This is a genomic window from uncultured Sphaerochaeta sp. (assembly GCF_963676625.2).
GTDB lineage: Bacteria > Spirochaetota > Spirochaetia > Sphaerochaetales > Sphaerochaetaceae > Sphaerochaeta.
In genome coordinates, this window is the sequence record NZ_CAXXYB010000001.1 from 99,503 (window position 1) to 118,175 (window position 18,673).

Sequence of the window (18,673 nt, forward strand, 5' to 3'; positions counted from 1 at the left end):
ACAACATGAAAGACAAGCAAAAGACATTGTTCAGGCAAGTGGCCGTACTTCTCTCATTTGTATGTATGATCATTGTAAATGCCTTGGCAAACATCCTTCCCTTCAATGGCATGTCAACGGGAGCAATTTCCGATTCCTATCCAAACCTTTTCGCTCCAGTTGGATTTACCTTTGCCATATGGGGTGTCATCTATAGTTTGCTTATGCTATATACACTCTATCAGCTAGGCATTTTTCAAAAGGAAAGCAAAAACGACCAGGAACAACTGCTTGTTCAAATTGCTCCGCTCTTTATCATCTCTTCTTTGGTCAATGCCCTTTGGCTGGTTTCCTGGCATTACACAAAACTTGTTCTTTCCATGGTATTGATGCTTGTTTTACTCCTTTGCCTGATTTCCATCGTCCAAGCAATCAAGAAACATTCGCTTAAAAAATCTGGATATCTTTGCATACAGTTGCCTTTCAGCATTTATTTCGGTTGGATTACTGTGGCGACCATAGCCAATGCTGCAACCTTGCTGGTAAGCCTTGGGTGGAATCGGTTTGGACTTTCCGAATCTTTCTGGACTGTTCTCATACTTATCGTAGGTATGGCAATAGGAGTGGCAACGGCAATAAGAAATCAGGATATACCGTATATCCTCGTCCTGGTCTGGGCTTATTTTGGCATTTTGTATAAGCATTTGGCTGCAAACGAATTCCATAAGGCCTATCCTGATATTATTGTCACCCTATGTATTTGCCTGGCAATCTTCCTTATTTGCATCGGATATCTTATATCGCAAAAAAAGGCAAGAAAAACAATCAGCTAATTTTGAAGACATAAAAAGGAAACAGGAATTCCCATGCACACAAGACGAAACGCAACAGGTTGGGAGGAGTTTTTGCTTAGGACCATTTTATGGCTCTATATTTCGTTGTGCCTGATTATTGCAGGATTGAACTGGGGATATGCACCACAAGCTTCTGCCCAAATGGCAGCATTGGTTACAAAAATCTGGCAAATCTATGAGAATTGGATAAAGGCCCTTTTCATCTTTATCTGTGGTTTTTTGACGCTCAGGATCAAGAAAAAAGGACAACGTATTGCAATGCGACGACAGAATATCATTGGATTGTCTATTGCCGCACTTGCAATACATATTGTTCTTCCCCTGATTTCCAAGAATCCCGACCTCTACTTCTATGCCATGCCTTTACCTTGGAGCACAATGCCCCTTCAAGCAGGAATAGCAGATTCACCATTTGGAATGACACAGTTACTTACACTCCAGGCTTCAGGACTCCGATTTGCTCTCATTTTCTACTGGATCTATAGTTTTTTTATCTTTCTTGGAACCCTGCTCTTCGGAAGAAGATTGCAATGTTCCATGCTTTGTCTTTTCAATGGTTTTGCAGCCGAAGTGTTTGAACCTGCGATTCCCCTCGTCAAACGAAAGGCGATACCGAAAAAAATCATTCCCAAGTTCACGTTCATAAGATGGCTTTTCTTCATCATCTCTTTGGCCTTTACTTTTTATTGGGTCTTGGTACAGCTAGGATTACCGTTCAAGGGGGTTATGGAGCTCATGGAAAAGGCAGAATCCATAAAATACCTGACAACAGAGCTATTGATGGCAATGTTCTTCTGGATAGTCTTCATTGGAAGAGGCTATTGCCTCTATTGCCCACTCGGTACAACACTTGCCTTGGTATCAAGACTTGCAGGACAAAGCATCAAAACAGACAATGCGGTCTGCATACAATGTGGACAGTGTTCAAAGGCTTGCCCTGTAGCCATTGATGTCAAGACCTATGCAAAAGAAAAATCCCCGGTGATCGATCTTTCCTGCATAGGTTGTGGACATTGCATAGATAGTTGCCCGACCCAAACGCTCTCCTATTCAACCCATTTTATTTCCTCTTGGAAAAAATATATAGAACATAATCAGGATACATAAAACATCAATTGACAGGTAACCTTTGGTCCTGCCAGATTGATATCTCTATTGTGGAGGCGTGTTCCCTTGAAAAAATCTAGCAATACCATCAAATCAATACATCTGAAATCGTTATATCTATTCATTGGATTGGTATTGCTTGTATTCGTAGTAATGGGCTATCTCATTATCAGCAATTTACAAGTCTTCTATTTTCAAGAAAAAAACAAAGACGTGACGGCTCTTACAAAAGCTTTTGCCCATGACATTACCACGTCCTTGGAGGCATCGGCCATTATCAATCGGCAAATGGAAAGTAAGCTCATCACTTCATGCAAAATTGTTGCAGGCTATCCAGGAGAACTTACCAGTGAGATCCTTGCCCAATTTGCAAAGGACCTGGATGTTGATGAAATTTGCCATTACAACAAAAATCTTCAAGTAATTGGATCGAATTCCGGCAATTACCTTGGTTGGACACCTCCGGGAAACCATCCCTTACGTACTATCAATGAGTGCAAGGATATGCCAATGGTCGAGGATATCCGCCGTGCAACCCTCATAGGGAAAAATTATAAATATGGATATGCCAAAACTCCGGATGGAACCCTGGTCCAGATTGGAATTCTTGCAAAAAACATTCATCTCATATCATCAAGAATCGAGCCTCAGTTCATCATTGATCAGGTTGCATCGCAAATACCAACTGCAATGGTTCTTTTTATCACTACTGACGGAACAGTATATTCACCAACAGGTTCAAAAAATTCAGCAATTTCAATAAATACCGAAGAAATCCGGGAAATTCTCAACAACGAAACGATGAGCACAGATTCATTATCCATACAAAAAAAATCATCATTGGTGTTCCTTAATTACGCATCGGTGTTTGTAGAGGGAGAGAAAAAAGGAGCTATCGTCATTGAATTCGATATGCTCCCCTCGCTGCTTCTTGTCTCACATATTTCTAAGTTTATCATTATTTCCCTGTTTGCCTTCTTTAGCATTTTTTGTTTCTTTGCCATTAATATTTACAAGAAAAACAAAAGAATTTTCAATATTGCCTATTATGACACGCTCACGGGTCTTCCCAATATCCAATTCTTTTTTGCGTCCCATAAAAAGGAGAAAGAAAACAGAAATTCTGACTCTTTTGCCCTTTTGCTGATTTCAACGATTAATATCAAATTAGTAAATATCATATATACGGTTATACGTATGGCAGTACCATACTCAAACAAATTGCCACCTCCCTAAAGACTCTATGCCAGGACAATCCTCTTGACCTCCAGCTCTATCGATTCTCAGATGATCGTTTTGCCATCAGCATACGGAAATACAAGAGTAGACGGGAACTTGAAATCTTCTGCAAGCAAATAATATCCATGCAAAAGGCCTACAGCAAAACAGAAACAATCAGCTTTGGCATAGGTGTCGTAGAAGTTTCACCAAAAACGCAAGGCCTTGGCAGGGCACTCAAGGAAGTAACGATTGCCATAGAGCATGCAACGATCCTTCATCCAATCCAATTCTTCAATGAATCAATGGAGACTACGTTGATAAGGGAAGAAATCATCGTACAGGAACTCAAAAAAGTATTGGGGGGAGCGTTGGATTTGTTTCACCTGGAATACCAACCCATTATCGACAGTTCCAATGGGAAAATCGCAGGATTCGAGGCTCTGTCAAGGTTAACGAGTTCAAAATTAGGAATTCTTACACCTATGGAATTCATAGGAATAGCTGAAAAGAATCAGTTGATCATAGAACTGGGACAGATAATTTTTGAACAGGCCTTTTTGTTTCTCAAGAAATTACAGGGAGAATATGGAACTTCCCTATATATAGCTGTCAATGTATCGGCCTTGCAACTTCTGGAAGAATCCTTCGTTTCCCAGTTGGTTACCATGGCTGACAGAATAGGAATAAACCTTGAGCAACTCAGACTCGAAATAACGGAATCTCTTTTTATCGATAATATTCCCTTCACTGTGGGACAATTAAAGAAAATTCATCAGCTGGGAATAAAAGTTTTCCTTGATGACTTCGGTACCGGATATTCTTCGATATCCCGCCTTGAGGAGTTGAATATCGATTCCATAAAATTTGACAAGTATTTTGTCGACCGTCTGATAATCCCAAACGAAAAGGGTGTAGCAAACGATATAATCTCAATGGTTCATCATCTGGGAAAAACCATAGTGGCAGAAGGAGTTGAGAAGGAAAGCCAAAAGTTGCAACTGATGGCAATGGGGTGTGACTTCATGCAAGGATATCTTTTTGGCAAAGCACTTCCTCCAGAATATATACTGGACCTTCTCAAAAATGAGCATCTTGCAAAGGGAAATACCCTATTCAGATGCTAGGTAAGAAATGAGACCTCCTCCCCTTTTATTAGTTTCATACCATTGGCTTATGTCAATTTCCCAGGTCTTGTTGGCATCGTAGATAGTTGCAAACCAACGTAAAGAGGCTTCCTCTTTACGTAAACCGACAATCGTCACCCAATGCCATTCGTCAAGATTTTTCAAGGTACCTCTCGAAAGATTGAGAAACGCCACTGGAGAATCCTGTGCAAGGGCATCTTCAATGAAACCAACAACCTGCTCCAGGGTAGGTCGAAGTTCCTTTTTCTTGGGAATCTCCAACGCTTTGTAGGACAGGGAGCTTCCGATACTCTCCAGATAGTGTGAAAAGCCAAGATAAAATTGGCTCAGCAAATGGACACCGCCTGCGGCAGGGGTAATGAATTGCCATATCTGTTCCATCAAGCCAATGAAAGAGGTTTTGTCCGTAACCGGCACCCTTTCCTTGATGATTCCCTTACGTTGAAAATAGAGGACAAGATTTGAAGCTGTACTCGGGCCACAACCAGATAAACGCTGCCAGTATGAAGGATACCAGAGTTGGTTACATCCATAGAGAACACCTTCTATCTGATCCTGTATCTGAAGAAATTCTGGATTTCTCAGGTAGCTACCTTGTGAATCCATATGCATGCCTTGTTCCTTATATTTGTATTCCCCAAAAAATTTTTTAGGCAAAAACTGGGAAAGAAAGGTTACTGCCCCTCTTTTGCAAGCAGGAGCAGTCATTACCCATATGCTTCAAGCAATCCGAAGGTACTACTTATCGAACTGTTTCATACGACCAAGTATTCAAGCCACCAAAATCATAAATATTCGTATAGCCCATGGCTACCAATTTCCGTGCAGACTGATTACTTCGGTTACCACTCCTGCAATAGACAAGAATGGTTGCATCCAGATCAGGCAACAGGGTTGGCTTTGTGCTTCCAATGGTCTCGTTGGCAATATTGATTGCATTCTTTATATGACCTTCAGAAAATTCTGAAGGAGTCCGGACATCAAGGATAGTTAGGGTTTTTCCGCTATCCATCATTTTCTTTGCTTCTTCAGGTGAGATTTTATGATACATAGCCCCTGAACTGGCAATGTTTTGCACACTCGTATCCTTATTTGCCGGTTTTTGGTGATTAACAAAAAAGAAAACCACGATAACAACGACTACCAGCAGTATGATTCCAATGACAACTAGTTTATTCATTTAATATTTGCTCCTAACAACAATATGCGTAATTTCAGGGGTTATCGTCAATCAGAAAAGAAGGCCCGAATGAAATTACATCGTTTCCAAATCTTTTTCTATCGAAAAAAATGCTCAGTATCGTACTAAACAAAAATCCCTGTACTTTCGTCTGACAAGTACAGGGATTTTAGATCAACATAAGAGTATTTTCAGAAAACTAGAAACAACGGATACCGTCTTTCGTTCATTTGTCCAGATCACTGGCCAGTTGCGATTCCAGATACGATACAAGTACATCGGATTGCATGATTTTCGCCTCAGCTGTCAGGGAATCAGCCTTTGCCTGCTCAGTTGCAAGTTTTCTCTGCAATTGCTCAGTCTGGAGCTTATACGCTTCCTTAAGGTTTTTCACAGGATAGGAGCACAATACCCAAACAGTTCCATCCTTAGCTGTGTAGCGTTCGACTGTCGAGACTCCCCTAAGAGCAATATCAACTGTCTGCACACTGAGATTTTGGAGAACCGAAAGTATTTGCTGCGTTTTCAAGACCTCCCCCGATTCCTCGACAAAGGTCACCAGGGAGTTATCGACATTGGTTGAGGCCCATCTTCCAATTGCATCCTTTGCTGAGGACTCAGCGCGAAGAAGACTCAACTGAGGGGTCGATTGCTTGGCCATCCCTACTTCATAATGAAGCGTCTTGGTACTTTGGGGTGTCTTGGTTGTCCAATAGGGTGAACCATCCTTATTATTTTTAGGAGTCGAGGCACAACCAAGCAAACCAAGCAGGAGAACCAGGGAAACAGAAACAAGAAGAATATATCTTTTCATGATTTTTCCTTTTATCAAAACAAAATTACAATTGATATCAATTCAATTGATTCAGTATCTTATAGCGTACCCTTCAGGAGGTTTGCAAAAGCATCTTTCATTTTTGCGTTTGCTGCATTTGCGGCATCATTTTCAAAGAAAGTCTCGGAGATCGCTTGTGAGGCAGGCTCGAAACTCTTCTCGATATTGGCAAGGGGAATCGAACAAAGAACCCATACACCACCATCGGCATCCACCCACATCTCTTCTGTGGTAACTCCGGAAAGAGTAGCCTCTGCAACTTGTGTACTGATTGTTTCCATTACATCCAAGGACTGTCGACTGTCATCATTTCCTGTATCATTGACATAGGTCATTATAACTTCCTTGACTGAAGTACGCACCCATTCCGCAATCTTGTTCTTGGCTTCGACAGTTGCACGCTTGATCGAAATCTGCTTGTCACTCATCTTCCCGTACCCAGTCTCGAAGTGCATATCTTGTTTGGTTACCGTCTTATAGACCCAATCGGGCTGTACAATGCCTTCCAATCCGATAACCTGGGGAACTATAGATGACTTTGAACTAGTTTTTTTTGAAGTCATGCATCCACTGAGAGCAAGAACTGCAAGGACAGAAGCCAATAAAACAAACGCTTTTTTCATTTCGAAAACCTCCAACGATTCAATTACGTATCAATCGAGAATCCTGTAGTACTTATTCCATGGCCCCAAATTTCTGTTCCATGAGGGACAGTAAACTCTTCGAAGCTTTCAAGGAAGCTTGCTTCAAGGCTTTTGCCATCGCATCTTGAGTAGATAACGCTGCCTCCCTGTCGGTCTTTTGATAGGACAAGAGAAGGTGGTCAGCACTGCTCAATTCGGCAGAAAGTTCGTAACGGGCATATTGATAGGGACTTCCTTCCATCGAAATCGGCATGACCTGATAATGAACATCCAAATCAGCTGTGGGATGCGAACCATCCTGGACAACCTTGAATCCTAAGGCAAGAAGTTCCTGGCCAAAGGCTGCAGAGAGAGTCTTTCTTGCCAATATTTTCTGATCCTCATCCGTGATATCGATCTGGGTGTGAATGACAATGGTAATATCTGAAGCAAGGGCGTTCAATTGTCGTTCAAGTTCCGGCAAAATGGAGGATTGTTGTTTTTTGGTCAGGACTTCCATTTGGTCGATCAATCCTTGTTGCCGTTGCGCAAGTCCATAAGCTTTCCTGAGAATAAAATAGGAGGCCAACTTACTATTTGCTGTCTTGGACTGGACTTTCAACCGTGCAATGGAGGTTGCAAGCTCAGCTATGTCATCCTTATACAGGACCACAGTCCTATTGCGATGCAAGGCAACCCGCACATATACGCGAGATTGTTCATCCATGTAGGTATTTACCACCTCTGCCCCAATAATTATATCGGTTGAGGAGGAAATAGTTCCTTGGTCGAGCATTGTCGAGGAATCCGTAAATACAACGCTGCCTGAAGTGTCTTTCTCTGAAGTGGAGAGAGAAGAAACCGTAGTAATCGATTTGACTTTGGAATTGAATACCTGTGAAAGTGAGGAAAATGCTGCATCAACGGCCATTTCCCTGGAAGATCCGGAACCTATTGCGCAAAGATAGGTCTTTTCGTTATAGGAACGATCATATAAATGATCTATCCAGGAAGGAGCTCGAGAGGCATTTCCAAGGGATGTACATCCAGAAAGTGCCAAGGTTCCCATAATGACTACGCAAAAAAGAAACCGTTTCATTATTATCGTAGGATTTTTCATGAATTTTCTCCGTATCCCTAGTACTTATATTTACTTTGTTGTATCAGTTTCTTGATGGTCTCTTCCCCAACCCAGACCTTTTTATTTGTCTCGATATCAATGAGTTCGGCAGAGACATAGTAGGTTCTGACTGCTTTTCCTGCAATTTGGTCAAGATTTGTTCGTACTGAACCTTGCAGAAGATAATCCGCCCCGATTTCCTTTCCGAGGGCCTTTGCAGTTTCTTCACTTGCAAAATACTGCTGTTCCTCTCGTTCATCCCTGACAGAAGCACGGAATTCCACATCGGCAACCATATCAATTTTTCCTGTATTGATGAGTTCCATCTCCATCCTCTTGGCAATGATCGAGGTATCGATATGTTCACTGCTGCGATTCAAGAAAGTTCCGACGATTACCACGGGATTCTTTCCGTTATGCAGCCGGAATTGATTGATCCAAGCAGAACGAATGCTATCGGAGACAAGGGATTCAGCTACGATACGAATATCGGTGTCATTCCATCCTCCGCTAAGATCAATATTTGCATCGGGGGACAAACGATCCACGGAGACAGTCGATTGACAAGAAACCAGGACAGTTGCAAGCACAAGTGCAAGCAGACTATATTTCACTACATTCTTTTTCATCATTTCCTCTACCCTTTATGGCAACTATATGTTTTTATATAGCACTACAGTCCAAAAGGTAACAGAAAATCATCAAAAACAACAGATAAAGAACAATAATTATTCACCCTACCTATAGAAATCTTATCTTAAGGACAAGAAAAAATGCAGATTAAAATAGCGCAAAACAATTTTCACCTATAACTAAAAGACAATATTTATTATTATATAGTATAATTTTCCTCAATTTTGAGGCATCTATTATTGGTTTATGATTGCAAATCAACCCCAATGATGGTACATTTTTTTTAACTCTGGCAATTCATGAAGACTGAGGAAATTATCCACTATGAAAAAAATCCCCCATGTATGTTTATTTTTCCTCATCTTGTCATTGGTCAGTTGTTCCTCGGTCGTAGACTTATCCAGCACTCGACAACTGTATCAGCAAGGAAACTATAGCGCCGCTTTCCATAATTTTATGGAAAACAAAGATATCATGGAAAACCAACAGGGTTCACTTATACTGAATCTCGACGGAGGCTTGCTTGCCCACGTGGATGGACAATGGGATATCTCCAATTCGATGTTGACAAAGTCAGAGCTGGAAATACAAGACAAGTATACCCAAAGCGTTACCGCTAACATAGGTTCCTTTCTGATCAACGACAATACCAAGGATTACCAGGGCGAAGATTTTGAGGATATTTATATCAATGTCTTCAAGGCCTTGAATTATATTCAAGAAGATAAAGATGAAGATGCCTTGGTGGAATTGAGACGTTCCATTGAAAAACAATCCTTGCTCAAGTCCAGATATGAAGTGCAAGGAGCCCAACTTTCAGCATACGCCCGAAAAAATGATGTGGTTTCTGCTGAAAGTACTACGTATTCGACAAGTTTTTCATCTTCTGCCCTGGCCAACTATCTTACCATGGTTCTTGCCAGGGGAAACCAGGACTCAAGTATGTTTACCTATTCCTTGAATCAGGTGGAAAACGCTTTCAGGGCTCAGCCAGATTTATATCCTTTTGCGCTCCCAACTTCCCTGAAGCAAGAGGGCAAGCCCCTTGCACAGGGAATGGCAAGATTGAACCTTGTAGCCTTCAATGGACTTGCGCCCGAAAAGAAAGAAGCTGTTGAATCAATATACGTATCCCCTTTCAACTATGCCAAGATAGCCTACCCTGTAATGGTGGCAAAACGTTCCAGGATTCATGCAATACAAATTACCCTCAATGACAAGACTTCGTTTCAATTGGAAAAAATTGAAAGTATCAATGATATTGCCATAGAGACTTTCAAAGCCAGGGCAGCCCTGATCAGGTCGAAGGCAATAACCCGATCCATGGTCAAGTCCATAGGAATCGCCGCCTACGACAGTGCTACCGAAGAGGCGGCGAGAAAATCAAATACCCAGAAGAGTTTGGCCAGTGAATTACTTGGACTGGTGTTCAAGATTGCACGGGATTTATCAGAGACCGCGGATGTCCGTTCCTCTCATTTCCTTCCATCCACTGCCTGGATAGGAGGAATTTCCGTTGAACCGGGAACATACGATATCCATGTCGATTTTCTCGATAATACAGGGAGAACCGTATATTCCCAACTCATTGCCAATTTTGAGGTATCCGATTCCAGGACCAATCTGGTCGAGGCTGTCTGCCCTCTCTAGAATCCTTCAATCATCCTCAGCAGAATCAAGAGGCTCAAGAGGCTCAAGAGTATCTTCCAGTTCTTCTGGATATTTCGGACGTTTTTCTTCGGGCTTATGAGAATGTGGCATAGAATCATGTTTCTTCCAATCATTGTTTTCTTCATAATCATACGATCTTCTGATAGTTTCACGAATGTCTTTTTTCATAGCTCGCTCCTTCCTGCCGAGTACCATGCAGGTATTGTAGATAGGGATGAGGGTGAAAAGCTGTTTTTGCAATCCAAAAGGCATGAACAGCCTTCCGGTCCTTCAGATAGGAACAATTTTACAAGAATGACAAGATCTTTTTTCGTATTTGTCATGGCATTGTCCTTACACATACATTCATACCAAGAAGCCAAATCGTCAAGTGGTTTGCAAGAAAATCTTTTGTAATCCAAAGCAGGAATCTTAGGAAACGAACAAAAACCAGATACTGACCCTTCATTATAAATAATTATAATTCTACCGTTCATGAAACATGGCCTTCAACGCCAGGGAGGCATCAAAGGCCATAGTATCACAGATTGCAGGATTCTTATTGTCATTATCAATGAGAATATTGATAGCAAAGAATCCAGCTACTTATTTCAGATATCCAAGATATTTTTTCTGATGAAGAATAATCGTATCAAGCAGCTTTTCTGTCTGCAGGATACTGTTATTTGTCGGATCAATAAGCAGAGCCTGCAAAGCCAATTCACGGGAACCCTGAATAGCAGCTTCGGCACAGGTGCGAAGCACTCCTACCCTGTTCATCAATAGATTGCTGAACCCTAAAGGCATGATTTGATCAATATTTATACCGCGCACACCTTCTTTATCTACAAATCCGGGAACCTCCACTATCATATCTTCAGGAAGAGATGAAATATACCCATTATTGATAATATTGACGGCAAGCTCTTCATGACCGGTATTATTCAGGATCCCCTCTATGATAGGAACTACCCTCCAGTATTCTTCAGGCATCGTACCACTTTGCAGTCTGTCATACATATCAACCTGATGCCCCAGACATTCCTTCTTATAATTTGTATAGAAATTCATTATTCCTGCATGATCGGCTACTTCCTGCGACCAATGAATATATTCGCTAAAATGACTATCTGTTGTGATGGGTATTCGTTTGAAATATTTCATTATTTCCAGGAACAGACCTCTTTCCTCAGTACCGGCAAAATAAGCTGGAGCCTTATGCATGATTTCATTGAAGACATCTTCTCCTGTCTTATTATTCTTTGCAGAAAGCAACACACTGAAATGATTGAATCCACCACAACGTATATCCAGGTCTTCAAAGGGAACTTGCAATATTTTTGGAAGATGGGTCAACATGGATGACACTTCATGGCACAATCCGATCACATGCAACTTAGGATATTTTTTCGATATAGCAGTCATTATATTCGTCATAGGATTGCTGAGATTCATTACCAGACAATCAGGACAGAGCGCTTCAATATCTCCACAAATAGCAAGAATTGGGGGAATGATCCGCAACGAATGGAAAATTCCGCCAGGCCCGCCATTCTCACCATAGGTTTGCTTGATTCCAAAATGCAACGGGAAGTTCCAGTCCATTTCCCACAGTTCATATCGATTACCGATTTCAATGGAAATCAGTACAAAGTCAGCCCCTGGAAGTGCTTTTGTCCTGTCTGTCGTAGCAGTGATCCTATAATCCAGACCATTGTCTTTAATATATTTTCGGGTAACGGTCTCAACATTTTCCAAGGCTTCCTTATTTATATCCACAAGAGCAATCTCGCTACCAATCAGCGTTTTGCTCTTGAAGATATCGCCTAACGCACCAAGACCAAACATGGCACTTCCTGCACCAATCAATACTATTTTTGCCATACGTTCCTCCTATTTAAAATAAGGAATAAGATCACCATGCGCCTCAAATAAGGCATCAACCATCTTATTCATATTGGCCAGACTTACCATTGAACAGGCAAGGGGATCCATCATGACAGCCTGATAGATATGACTTTTATCCTTTTCCAATACCGCAGATACAGTCAGCATCTGAACATTGATGTTTGTCCGATTATAGGCTGCAAGCTGTTCCGGAAGTTTCCCTATATAAGTTGGTTGAATTCCGTTTCTATCGATGAGACAAGGAACTTCCACACAGCAATCCTGTGGCAAATTGGTAATCAACCCATGATTGAGTACATTTCCATTAATTGTCTGTTTACTACCCGTAACCATGGAATGGATAATGAATCCTGCATATTCCTGACTTGTATCGACATGCAACTCTTTACCTGCAGCAATGGTAGCCTTAATGTTTTCGAATTCTTTCAAATTAATCTGGCAACGTCTTATATATTCATTGATCGGGATTCTGAATTCTTCCACCAATTTTGGATCATGGAGATAATAAGGACAGTATTCAGCATTATGCTCACTTGACTCGGTCACATAATAGCCAAGCCTGCCAAGCATATCAAAACGGACTTTATCAGTGGCAAAAGTTTCTGCTGCACTATCCTTGAAATTTTCCCTGAACCAGGAATCCTTTCCCTTGTAAGCATACAAGTGTTCAGGTACAAAATTGGAATTCTCATCAATCTTTCGCTTCAATTCAAGCAATTGCGGATAAAGGTTTTCTCCCTTATATTTCAATTCAAGGAACCAGGCTTGATGATTTATTCCCGCAACTTTATATTGGAGCTCTTCATAGGGAATATTCAGATATAGTGCCAATTGCTTAGAGGTTGTTTGCACACTATGGCAGAGGCCGACATAATGAATATCTGGGTATTTTTTTTGTACATAAAGGGATAGCATTGCCATTGGATTGGTGTAGTTGAGAAGGGTTGCCTCAGGATTATATTGCCTAATTGCCAAACAAATCTCATCCAGTACTGGCATAGTCCTCAACGCCCTAAACATACCACCAACACTCATAGTATCAGCTATCGTCTGCTTAAGACCATATTCTGCAGGAATCTCAAAATCAATAAGGGTAGAGGGAAATCCTCCCACTTGGACCATATTGATAACAAAATCTGCACTAATTACGGCATCTTTGATGGTTTTCACAATTTCAATTTTTGCTCTTGAATTGCGCTGGGACACAAGCATCTTGGCAACTTTTTCTATCATACCCAATCGTTCGGAATCGATGTCTTCCAGACAAAATGTACAATCCGTGAATTCTGGAAAACTCAAGATATCTACCATGAGCTGTTTGGAAAACACTACGCTGCCAGCCCCAATCAATGAAATCTTTATCATACGTGATTATCTCCTAATTATTTTTTTTAAAGGCATACGAGAAAGAGACCCTACCCGTTTTTGTTTCTCCTGGAAGAACACTCAACAAATGCGCTTCTTGCTTGAAATTCTTTGCATCAAGATTTACGGCATCAGTCGAACAAGTTTGTTTTTCCACACAAAAGAATGGTTTTTGTTTTGGTGTAAATATTTGCATATGAGTAAAATCTTCTGTTGCGTCCATATATATCCTTAACCCCAAGGCTGGATAATCTACAAACACCCGTTGCCCTTCGATCATGCCGGTAAAGCAATTGTCAAGATTCAATTTGCCTGAAGGAACAGGTTCCCTCAGATCAAAAGGCTGTCCTTCCACCTCCAATAATTTTCCTGTTGGCAATAAATCATCAGTCAATTCCATCATATATTTTGCAGGAACTCGTATGAATGAACCGGCATCCCCACACAACTTATTGAAAAACGTATGATAGGAAATTCCATAAGGTAACCTTTCAGTTCCCTTATTTTCAATTCCATACACAATGCTGAAACCCAATTTAGTAAGCTCAAAAGTAATCGTTAGGGTATGGACAAAGGGAAAGCCTTCAAATACCGGATGCTTTTCATCAATATTCAACCAAGTTTTCAGTGTTACGGAATCGGAGGAAATAACGGGCTCCCCATGCTTCCAACTCTCATCATAGACAAGAGAATGCATGAATACCGGAATGCCATTCTTTTGTTGCCAATGTTGTTTGCCGTCATACTCATAAAAGCAATTTCTGAGTCTATTTGGAAAAGGATACAGAATCGGATTACCTGTATAATAGGAAAGCAATGAAAAATAGGTATCATAATGGATTACTTCATAGTCATCGACCCTGAAACAATAGATATTGTTACCAAGTTCAGGAGAAACCTTGAGCAAAAGAGTATGCTCACCTTCCTGTTCTTTTTGGTAGCCCAACAGATAGGACTCCTTATTTTCAAGGGTCTCCTTATCAAAATAGAATGCCATGACTATCTCCTCTTAACATATTTCTGGGCATCAATTGCCACAGCAAGGATTACAATTGAACCTTTGATTATATACAGCATGTAAGGACTGACACTTATATAAACCAAACCATAGTTGATGACCTGAAAGATAATGACACCGATGACAATACCGAAAATCGAACCGACACCACCTAATAGGGAGACCCCGCCGACAACACAAGCAGCGATGGCATCCAATTCATAACCATTGCCCAAATTGTTAGTCGCACTACCTGTTCTTCCAACCTCAAGCGCACCGGCAAAACCATAGAGCAAACCAGCAATTAAATAAATCAAAAGTATTGTCTTGTGGATATTGACACCGGAGACTTCAGCTGCTTCCATGTTATTTCCAATGGCAAATAGATTACGTCCCAGTTTTGTCTTATTCCATATGAACCACATAATGACTGCCACAATTACTGCATAGATAATCAAATAAGGAATATGAAAAATCTCGCCCTGTGCAAATTGAGTGAAAGAATCTTTCAAGCTGCCAACAGGAGATGCATGACAGATTTTTTCATAGTAGGTGGAGGTCACGCCGTACAGAATCATCTGCATACCCAAGGTAGCTATGAATGCCGTTACGGATAGTTTTGTAACAATGAGACCATCAATAAATGATATTATTCCGCAAATTCCAGTAACCAACAGGACAGGCACAATTACGGGAACATGAAGATTTGCAAAAATTATATTTGGATTCTCGGCAGCTTGGAGCATTGAGGCAGAAATGACTGCTGCCAACCCAACAAAACGGCCAATAGCCAAATCACATCCAGCCAAGACAATAATTCCACTGACACCTAATGCAAGAATCATTCTTGTCGAAGCTTGGGTAAAAATGAACTTGAAGTTTTTCAACGATAGAAAAGTGGGATCTACCATTGTAATTATTACAATCAAGACAAAAAGAACTATATATATTGCATTATTCATGAGAGTTGTCTGGATTGCTTTTTTTGACCAACTCTTTTTCATCGTTTTGTTTTCAGTCATACAATTTCCTCTTTATAAATATTTGGCAGCCAAGCGAAGGATCTCTTCCTGGTTGGTATGTTTTGCATCGACAACTCCTGCAACCTTGCCGTTACTCATAACAAGAATTCTGTCGGCTATTCCCAGAAGTTCAGGCATTTCAGAAGAAATCATGATGACACCTTTCCCCTCGTTGGCAAGATTGAGTATCAATTGATAAATTTCATACTTTGCGCCAACATCGATACCCCTTGTAGGCTCATCCAATAAAAACACCTCTGGTTGGGTTAGAAGCCACCGCCCAAAAATAATTTTCTGTTGGTTTCCACCAGATAAAGTCCTCATTTTTGTCTGTTCAGAAGGAGTTTTGACATTGAGATTTTCGACAACCCACCCAGAATCCTTATTCATTTTTGCAGAGCTTAGGATTCCTTTAGTGCAATACTTGTCAAGATTCGAAATAACAATATTATTCCTTACACTCATACCGGAAAAAATGCCGTCATATTTTCTTTCTTCCGTAACCAAGGCAAATTTATTTTTTATTGAATTCCTGCAATTATTGTTTTTGCATGGTTTTCCATTCAGAAATACGTTTCCTTTCGATTTGGTTCTGTACCCAAAAATACCTTCTATCACTTCTGATCTCATTGAACCGTCAAGTCCTGCTATACCAAGCACTTCTCCGGCATGGAGGTCAAATGATACATCCTTGACAAGAGGGGAATACACCAGTTCCAGATTTTTTACAGAAAACAGAACATCTTTCACTATATTGGTTTTCTCAGGGAATCGATGGGTTAATTCACGTCCAACCATCAGGGCAATGACCTTATCGATTGTTATATTCTTGATATTTTCCGTCGCTATCCATTTGCCATCTCTCATAATCGTGACTTCATCAGCGATGGAAAATATTTCCTCAAGCTTATGGGAAATATAGATTATCCCACAATCCAGGTTTTTCAGTTTTCTTATGACCTTGAACAGATGCTCGACCTCTTTTTCAGAAAGGGATGAGGTAGGTTCATCCATCACTATTACCTTTGCATTTTGAGAAGCTGCTTTTGCAATCTCAATCATCTGCCGCTCAGAAACAGACAACTTCTCGACTTTTTCCAAAGGATTTATCTCAATTTCCAAATTCTGGAAAATTTTTTGGGTGTCCTTCAGCATTTTTTCTTCATCAATCACCAAGCCCATCTTCATTGGAAATCTGCCCAACCAAATATTATCCATAACCCTTAGACGTCCTACTTGGTTGAGTTCCTGATGAACCATTGATATTCCATTGTCCAATGCTTGTTTTGGACTCTCAAAACTAACGGGTTTTCCCTCAAGAAGAATTTCACCTTCATCAATATGATAAATTCCAAATATACATTTCATGAGGGTCGACTTACCGGCACCATTCTCACCGACAAGTGCATGAACAGAACCCTTCATCACACTCAGTCGAGCTTTATCCAGTGCCTGGACTCCCGGGAATGCCTTGGAAATATTTTCAGCAACCAAAAGAGTCTTTTTATCATCCATACTTTATTTCTCCATATATAATTAAGTAGGAAACATTTCCTTAACTACCAATTATTTCATAACGTGTACATCAGTAAGTCATAAGCAAGAATTGTGCAAAAATCATTTTTCATCTTTTTCCAGGCCTGTGATCTATCCTTCACCTGATTTTTGCTATCGGGAAGCTAATTTCAAATCAAGGAGAAAGTAAGTTCCTTGGTTTTTCTCTTATAGGGCAAATTATCAAAGCAATAATTTTTCCATTGGGCCATCCGGAAGAAAATCAACGGGCAATAGGGAGAATCTGCTTTAGAAAGTATTCCTTGTATCTTGCTTTGTCTCTTTTTCTTATTCTTTCCACTGGTAATGACAGGGATCCTCCAATTATTTTTATTCGGGTCAAACAAAAAGTATGCGAAGAACTATTGATTTTTCCTCGCATACTATTTTTAAACCAGCGTATTATTTATATGCATCAATAGCATTTTGCAGATTGCCTTTCATTGTTATTTCGCAATTTACACGAACATCCTTTCGGTCCCCCAAAACCAGATCGGTTCCTGCACAAGGATCGTTACCCAAGGCTACATTGCGAGCCATTTCAAAGGCTGCGTCGCCAAGAGCTTTTGGATTATTGAGGACAGTTCCTAGCATTTGGCCTTTTTCAATCAAGGTAATAGCTTCAGGAAGTCCATCAACCCCAACAACAGGCATGTATTTCCCATCAGTAAAATATCCGGCGGCCTTCAAAGCTTCAACAGCTCCCAAAGCCATTGCATCATTGTTGCAAATAACAAATTCAATTGAATCACCATGTTTTGCAAGCCAAGTTTCCATCAGGTCCTTACCCTTGGCAGCATCCCACATACCGGTCTGCAATTCCAGTTCATCTGCTCCAATTCCAGCTTCTTTGATAATTCTGATTGGTTCGGTAGTTCGCACTTCGGCATCTGGATGTCCCGGCTCACCTTTCAACAATACATATTGGATGGCTCCATCGCCATTTTTATCCCATTGGGGATTTTTTTTCCAGGCATCCACGATCATCTGGCCCTGTTGGATACCAAATTCTGCAGAGGTAATACCGGCATACCAGCATTTGTCATAGCCCATGATGACGCTTTTATCAGGTTCTTTATTGAAGAAAATGATAGGAATACCAGCCTTCCGTGCTTTTGCCACAATAGTTCCACCGGCTGCAGGATCAACAAGATTGACAGCCAGGGCTTGGACACCCTTATTAATATAGGTATCAATCTGGTCATTTTGCTTCGATTGATCGTTCATTGAATCCGCAATAAGTAGAGTAGCCTTACCCGGTGCGTCATTTTCAATGGCCTTTCTTACAAATGACATATAGTTATCATCATATTTGTAAATTGTTGCACCAATAACAGGCAGGGAATCCTTACCTTTGGCACTTTCACTTTGGCCATTTGCAAACCCACTCATTGAGCAGACTGCCAATAAAGCCAGACAAATCGTCAAAACTTTTGTTCTCATTACTTTTCTCCTTTTTTGTGAAAAACAGATAAAAAGT

Annotated in this window: 18 protein-coding genes; 5 read left to right on the top strand and 13 right to left on the bottom strand. The window is 40.7% G+C overall.

From position 1 onward, the window contains the following. Window positions 1-5 precede the first annotated feature (5 nt). From ACHZBG_RS00515 to ACHZBG_RS00530, 4 genes are all read left to right on the top strand, one after another. Window positions 6-812, top strand: coding sequence for a tryptophan-rich sensory protein (locus ACHZBG_RS00515; RefSeq protein WP_320127475.1), 807 nt, complete (start codon window positions 6-8; stop codon window positions 810-812). Between the two features lie 33 nt (window positions 813-845). Next, window positions 846-1,940: a 4Fe-4S dicluster domain-containing protein gene (locus ACHZBG_RS00520; protein WP_320127476.1), complete on the top strand. Its 1,095-nt coding sequence runs from the start codon at window positions 846-848 to the stop codon at window positions 1,938-1,940. Between the two features lie 66 nt (window positions 1,941-2,006). Beyond that, on the top strand, window positions 2,007-3,176 hold the full coding sequence (locus ACHZBG_RS00525; RefSeq protein ID WP_320127477.1) for a hypothetical protein: 1,170 nt from the start codon (window positions 2,007-2,009) through the stop codon (window positions 3,174-3,176). A 128-nt stretch (window positions 3,177-3,304) separates the two neighbouring features. Then, a complete protein-coding gene (locus ACHZBG_RS00530; protein ID WP_324292070.1) occupies window positions 3,305-4,285 on the top strand; it encodes an EAL domain-containing protein in 981 nt (326 codons plus the stop codon). Here the strand turns inward: ACHZBG_RS00530 and ACHZBG_RS00535 are convergent. The 6 genes from ACHZBG_RS00535 to ACHZBG_RS00560 form a co-directional block, all read right to left on the bottom strand. Beyond that, window positions 4,271-4,918 carry a hypothetical protein gene (locus ACHZBG_RS00535; protein WP_320127478.1) on the bottom strand — a complete coding sequence of 216 codons (648 nt, stop codon included), beginning with the start codon at window positions 4,916-4,918 and terminating at the stop codon, window positions 4,271-4,273. The genes ACHZBG_RS00530 and ACHZBG_RS00535 overlap by 15 nt on opposite strands. A gap of 130 nt (window positions 4,919-5,048) precedes the next feature. Further along, on the bottom strand, window positions 5,049-5,486 hold the full coding sequence (locus ACHZBG_RS00540; RefSeq protein ID WP_320127479.1) for a rhodanese-like domain-containing protein: 438 nt from the start codon (window positions 5,484-5,486) through the stop codon (window positions 5,049-5,051). Between the two features lie 226 nt (window positions 5,487-5,712). Beyond that, window positions 5,713-6,300: a hypothetical protein gene (locus ACHZBG_RS00545; RefSeq protein ID WP_320127480.1), complete on the bottom strand. Its 588-nt coding sequence runs from the start codon at window positions 6,298-6,300 to the stop codon at window positions 5,713-5,715. A gap of 59 nt (window positions 6,301-6,359) precedes the next feature. Beyond that, the gene (locus ACHZBG_RS00550; RefSeq protein ID WP_320127481.1) at window positions 6,360-6,944 is read right to left on the bottom strand and encodes a hypothetical protein; all 585 of its coding nucleotides are present in this window, start codon (window positions 6,942-6,944) and stop codon (window positions 6,360-6,362) included. A gap of 52 nt (window positions 6,945-6,996) precedes the next feature. Beyond that, window positions 6,997-8,064 (bottom strand): LPP20 family lipoprotein, encoded by a 1,068-nt coding sequence (locus ACHZBG_RS00555; protein ID WP_320127482.1) that lies wholly within the window; start codon window positions 8,062-8,064, stop codon window positions 6,997-6,999. 17 nt (window positions 8,065-8,081) lie between these two features. After that, on the bottom strand, window positions 8,082-8,693 hold the full coding sequence (locus ACHZBG_RS00560) for a penicillin-binding protein activator LpoB (RefSeq protein WP_394699284.1): 612 nt from the start codon (window positions 8,691-8,693) through the stop codon (window positions 8,082-8,084). Window positions 8,694-9,021: 328 nt separating this feature from the next. On the opposite strand from ACHZBG_RS00560, the gene ACHZBG_RS00565 reads away from it, so the two are divergent. Then, window positions 9,022-10,347 (top strand): hypothetical protein, encoded by a 1,326-nt coding sequence (locus tag ACHZBG_RS00565; protein WP_320127484.1) that lies wholly within the window; start codon window positions 9,022-9,024, stop codon window positions 10,345-10,347. Window positions 10,348-10,353: 6 nt separating this feature from the next. Here ACHZBG_RS00565 and ACHZBG_RS00570 read toward each other — a convergent pair whose 3' ends face one another. The 7 genes from ACHZBG_RS00570 to ACHZBG_RS00600 all read right to left on the bottom strand — a co-directional run bounded on the left by ACHZBG_RS00570 (window position 10,354) and on the right by ACHZBG_RS00600 (window position 18,636). Then, window positions 10,354-10,536: a hypothetical protein gene (locus tag ACHZBG_RS00570; RefSeq protein WP_320127485.1), complete on the bottom strand. Its 183-nt coding sequence runs from the start codon at window positions 10,534-10,536 to the stop codon at window positions 10,354-10,356. 417 nt (window positions 10,537-10,953) lie between these two features. Then, window positions 10,954-12,231, bottom strand: a complete 1,278-nt coding sequence (locus ACHZBG_RS00575) for an alpha-glucosidase (RefSeq protein ID WP_320127486.1) — start codon at window positions 12,229-12,231, stop codon at window positions 10,954-10,956. Window positions 12,232-12,240: 9 nt separating this feature from the next. After that, the gene (locus tag ACHZBG_RS00580) at window positions 12,241-13,620 is read right to left on the bottom strand and encodes an alpha-glucosidase/alpha-galactosidase (protein ID WP_320127487.1); all 1,380 of its coding nucleotides are present in this window, start codon (window positions 13,618-13,620) and stop codon (window positions 12,241-12,243) included. Between the two features lie 13 nt (window positions 13,621-13,633). Further along, on the bottom strand, window positions 13,634-14,617 hold the full coding sequence (locus ACHZBG_RS00585; protein WP_320127488.1) for an aldose 1-epimerase: 984 nt from the start codon (window positions 14,615-14,617) through the stop codon (window positions 13,634-13,636). Between the two features lie 2 nt (window positions 14,618-14,619). Next, the gene (gene mglC, locus ACHZBG_RS00590; protein ID WP_320127489.1) at window positions 14,620-15,639 is read right to left on the bottom strand and encodes a galactose/methyl galactoside ABC transporter permease MglC; all 1,020 of its coding nucleotides are present in this window, start codon (window positions 15,637-15,639) and stop codon (window positions 14,620-14,622) included. A 12-nt stretch (window positions 15,640-15,651) separates the two neighbouring features. Further along, window positions 15,652-17,154 (bottom strand): ATP-binding cassette domain-containing protein, encoded by a 1,503-nt coding sequence (locus ACHZBG_RS00595; RefSeq protein WP_320127490.1) that lies wholly within the window; start codon window positions 17,152-17,154, stop codon window positions 15,652-15,654. A 441-nt stretch (window positions 17,155-17,595) separates the two neighbouring features. After that, window positions 17,596-18,636 (bottom strand): galactose ABC transporter substrate-binding protein, encoded by a 1,041-nt coding sequence (locus ACHZBG_RS00600; protein ID WP_320127491.1) that lies wholly within the window; start codon window positions 18,634-18,636, stop codon window positions 17,596-17,598. Window positions 18,637-18,673: the final 37 nt, after the last annotated feature.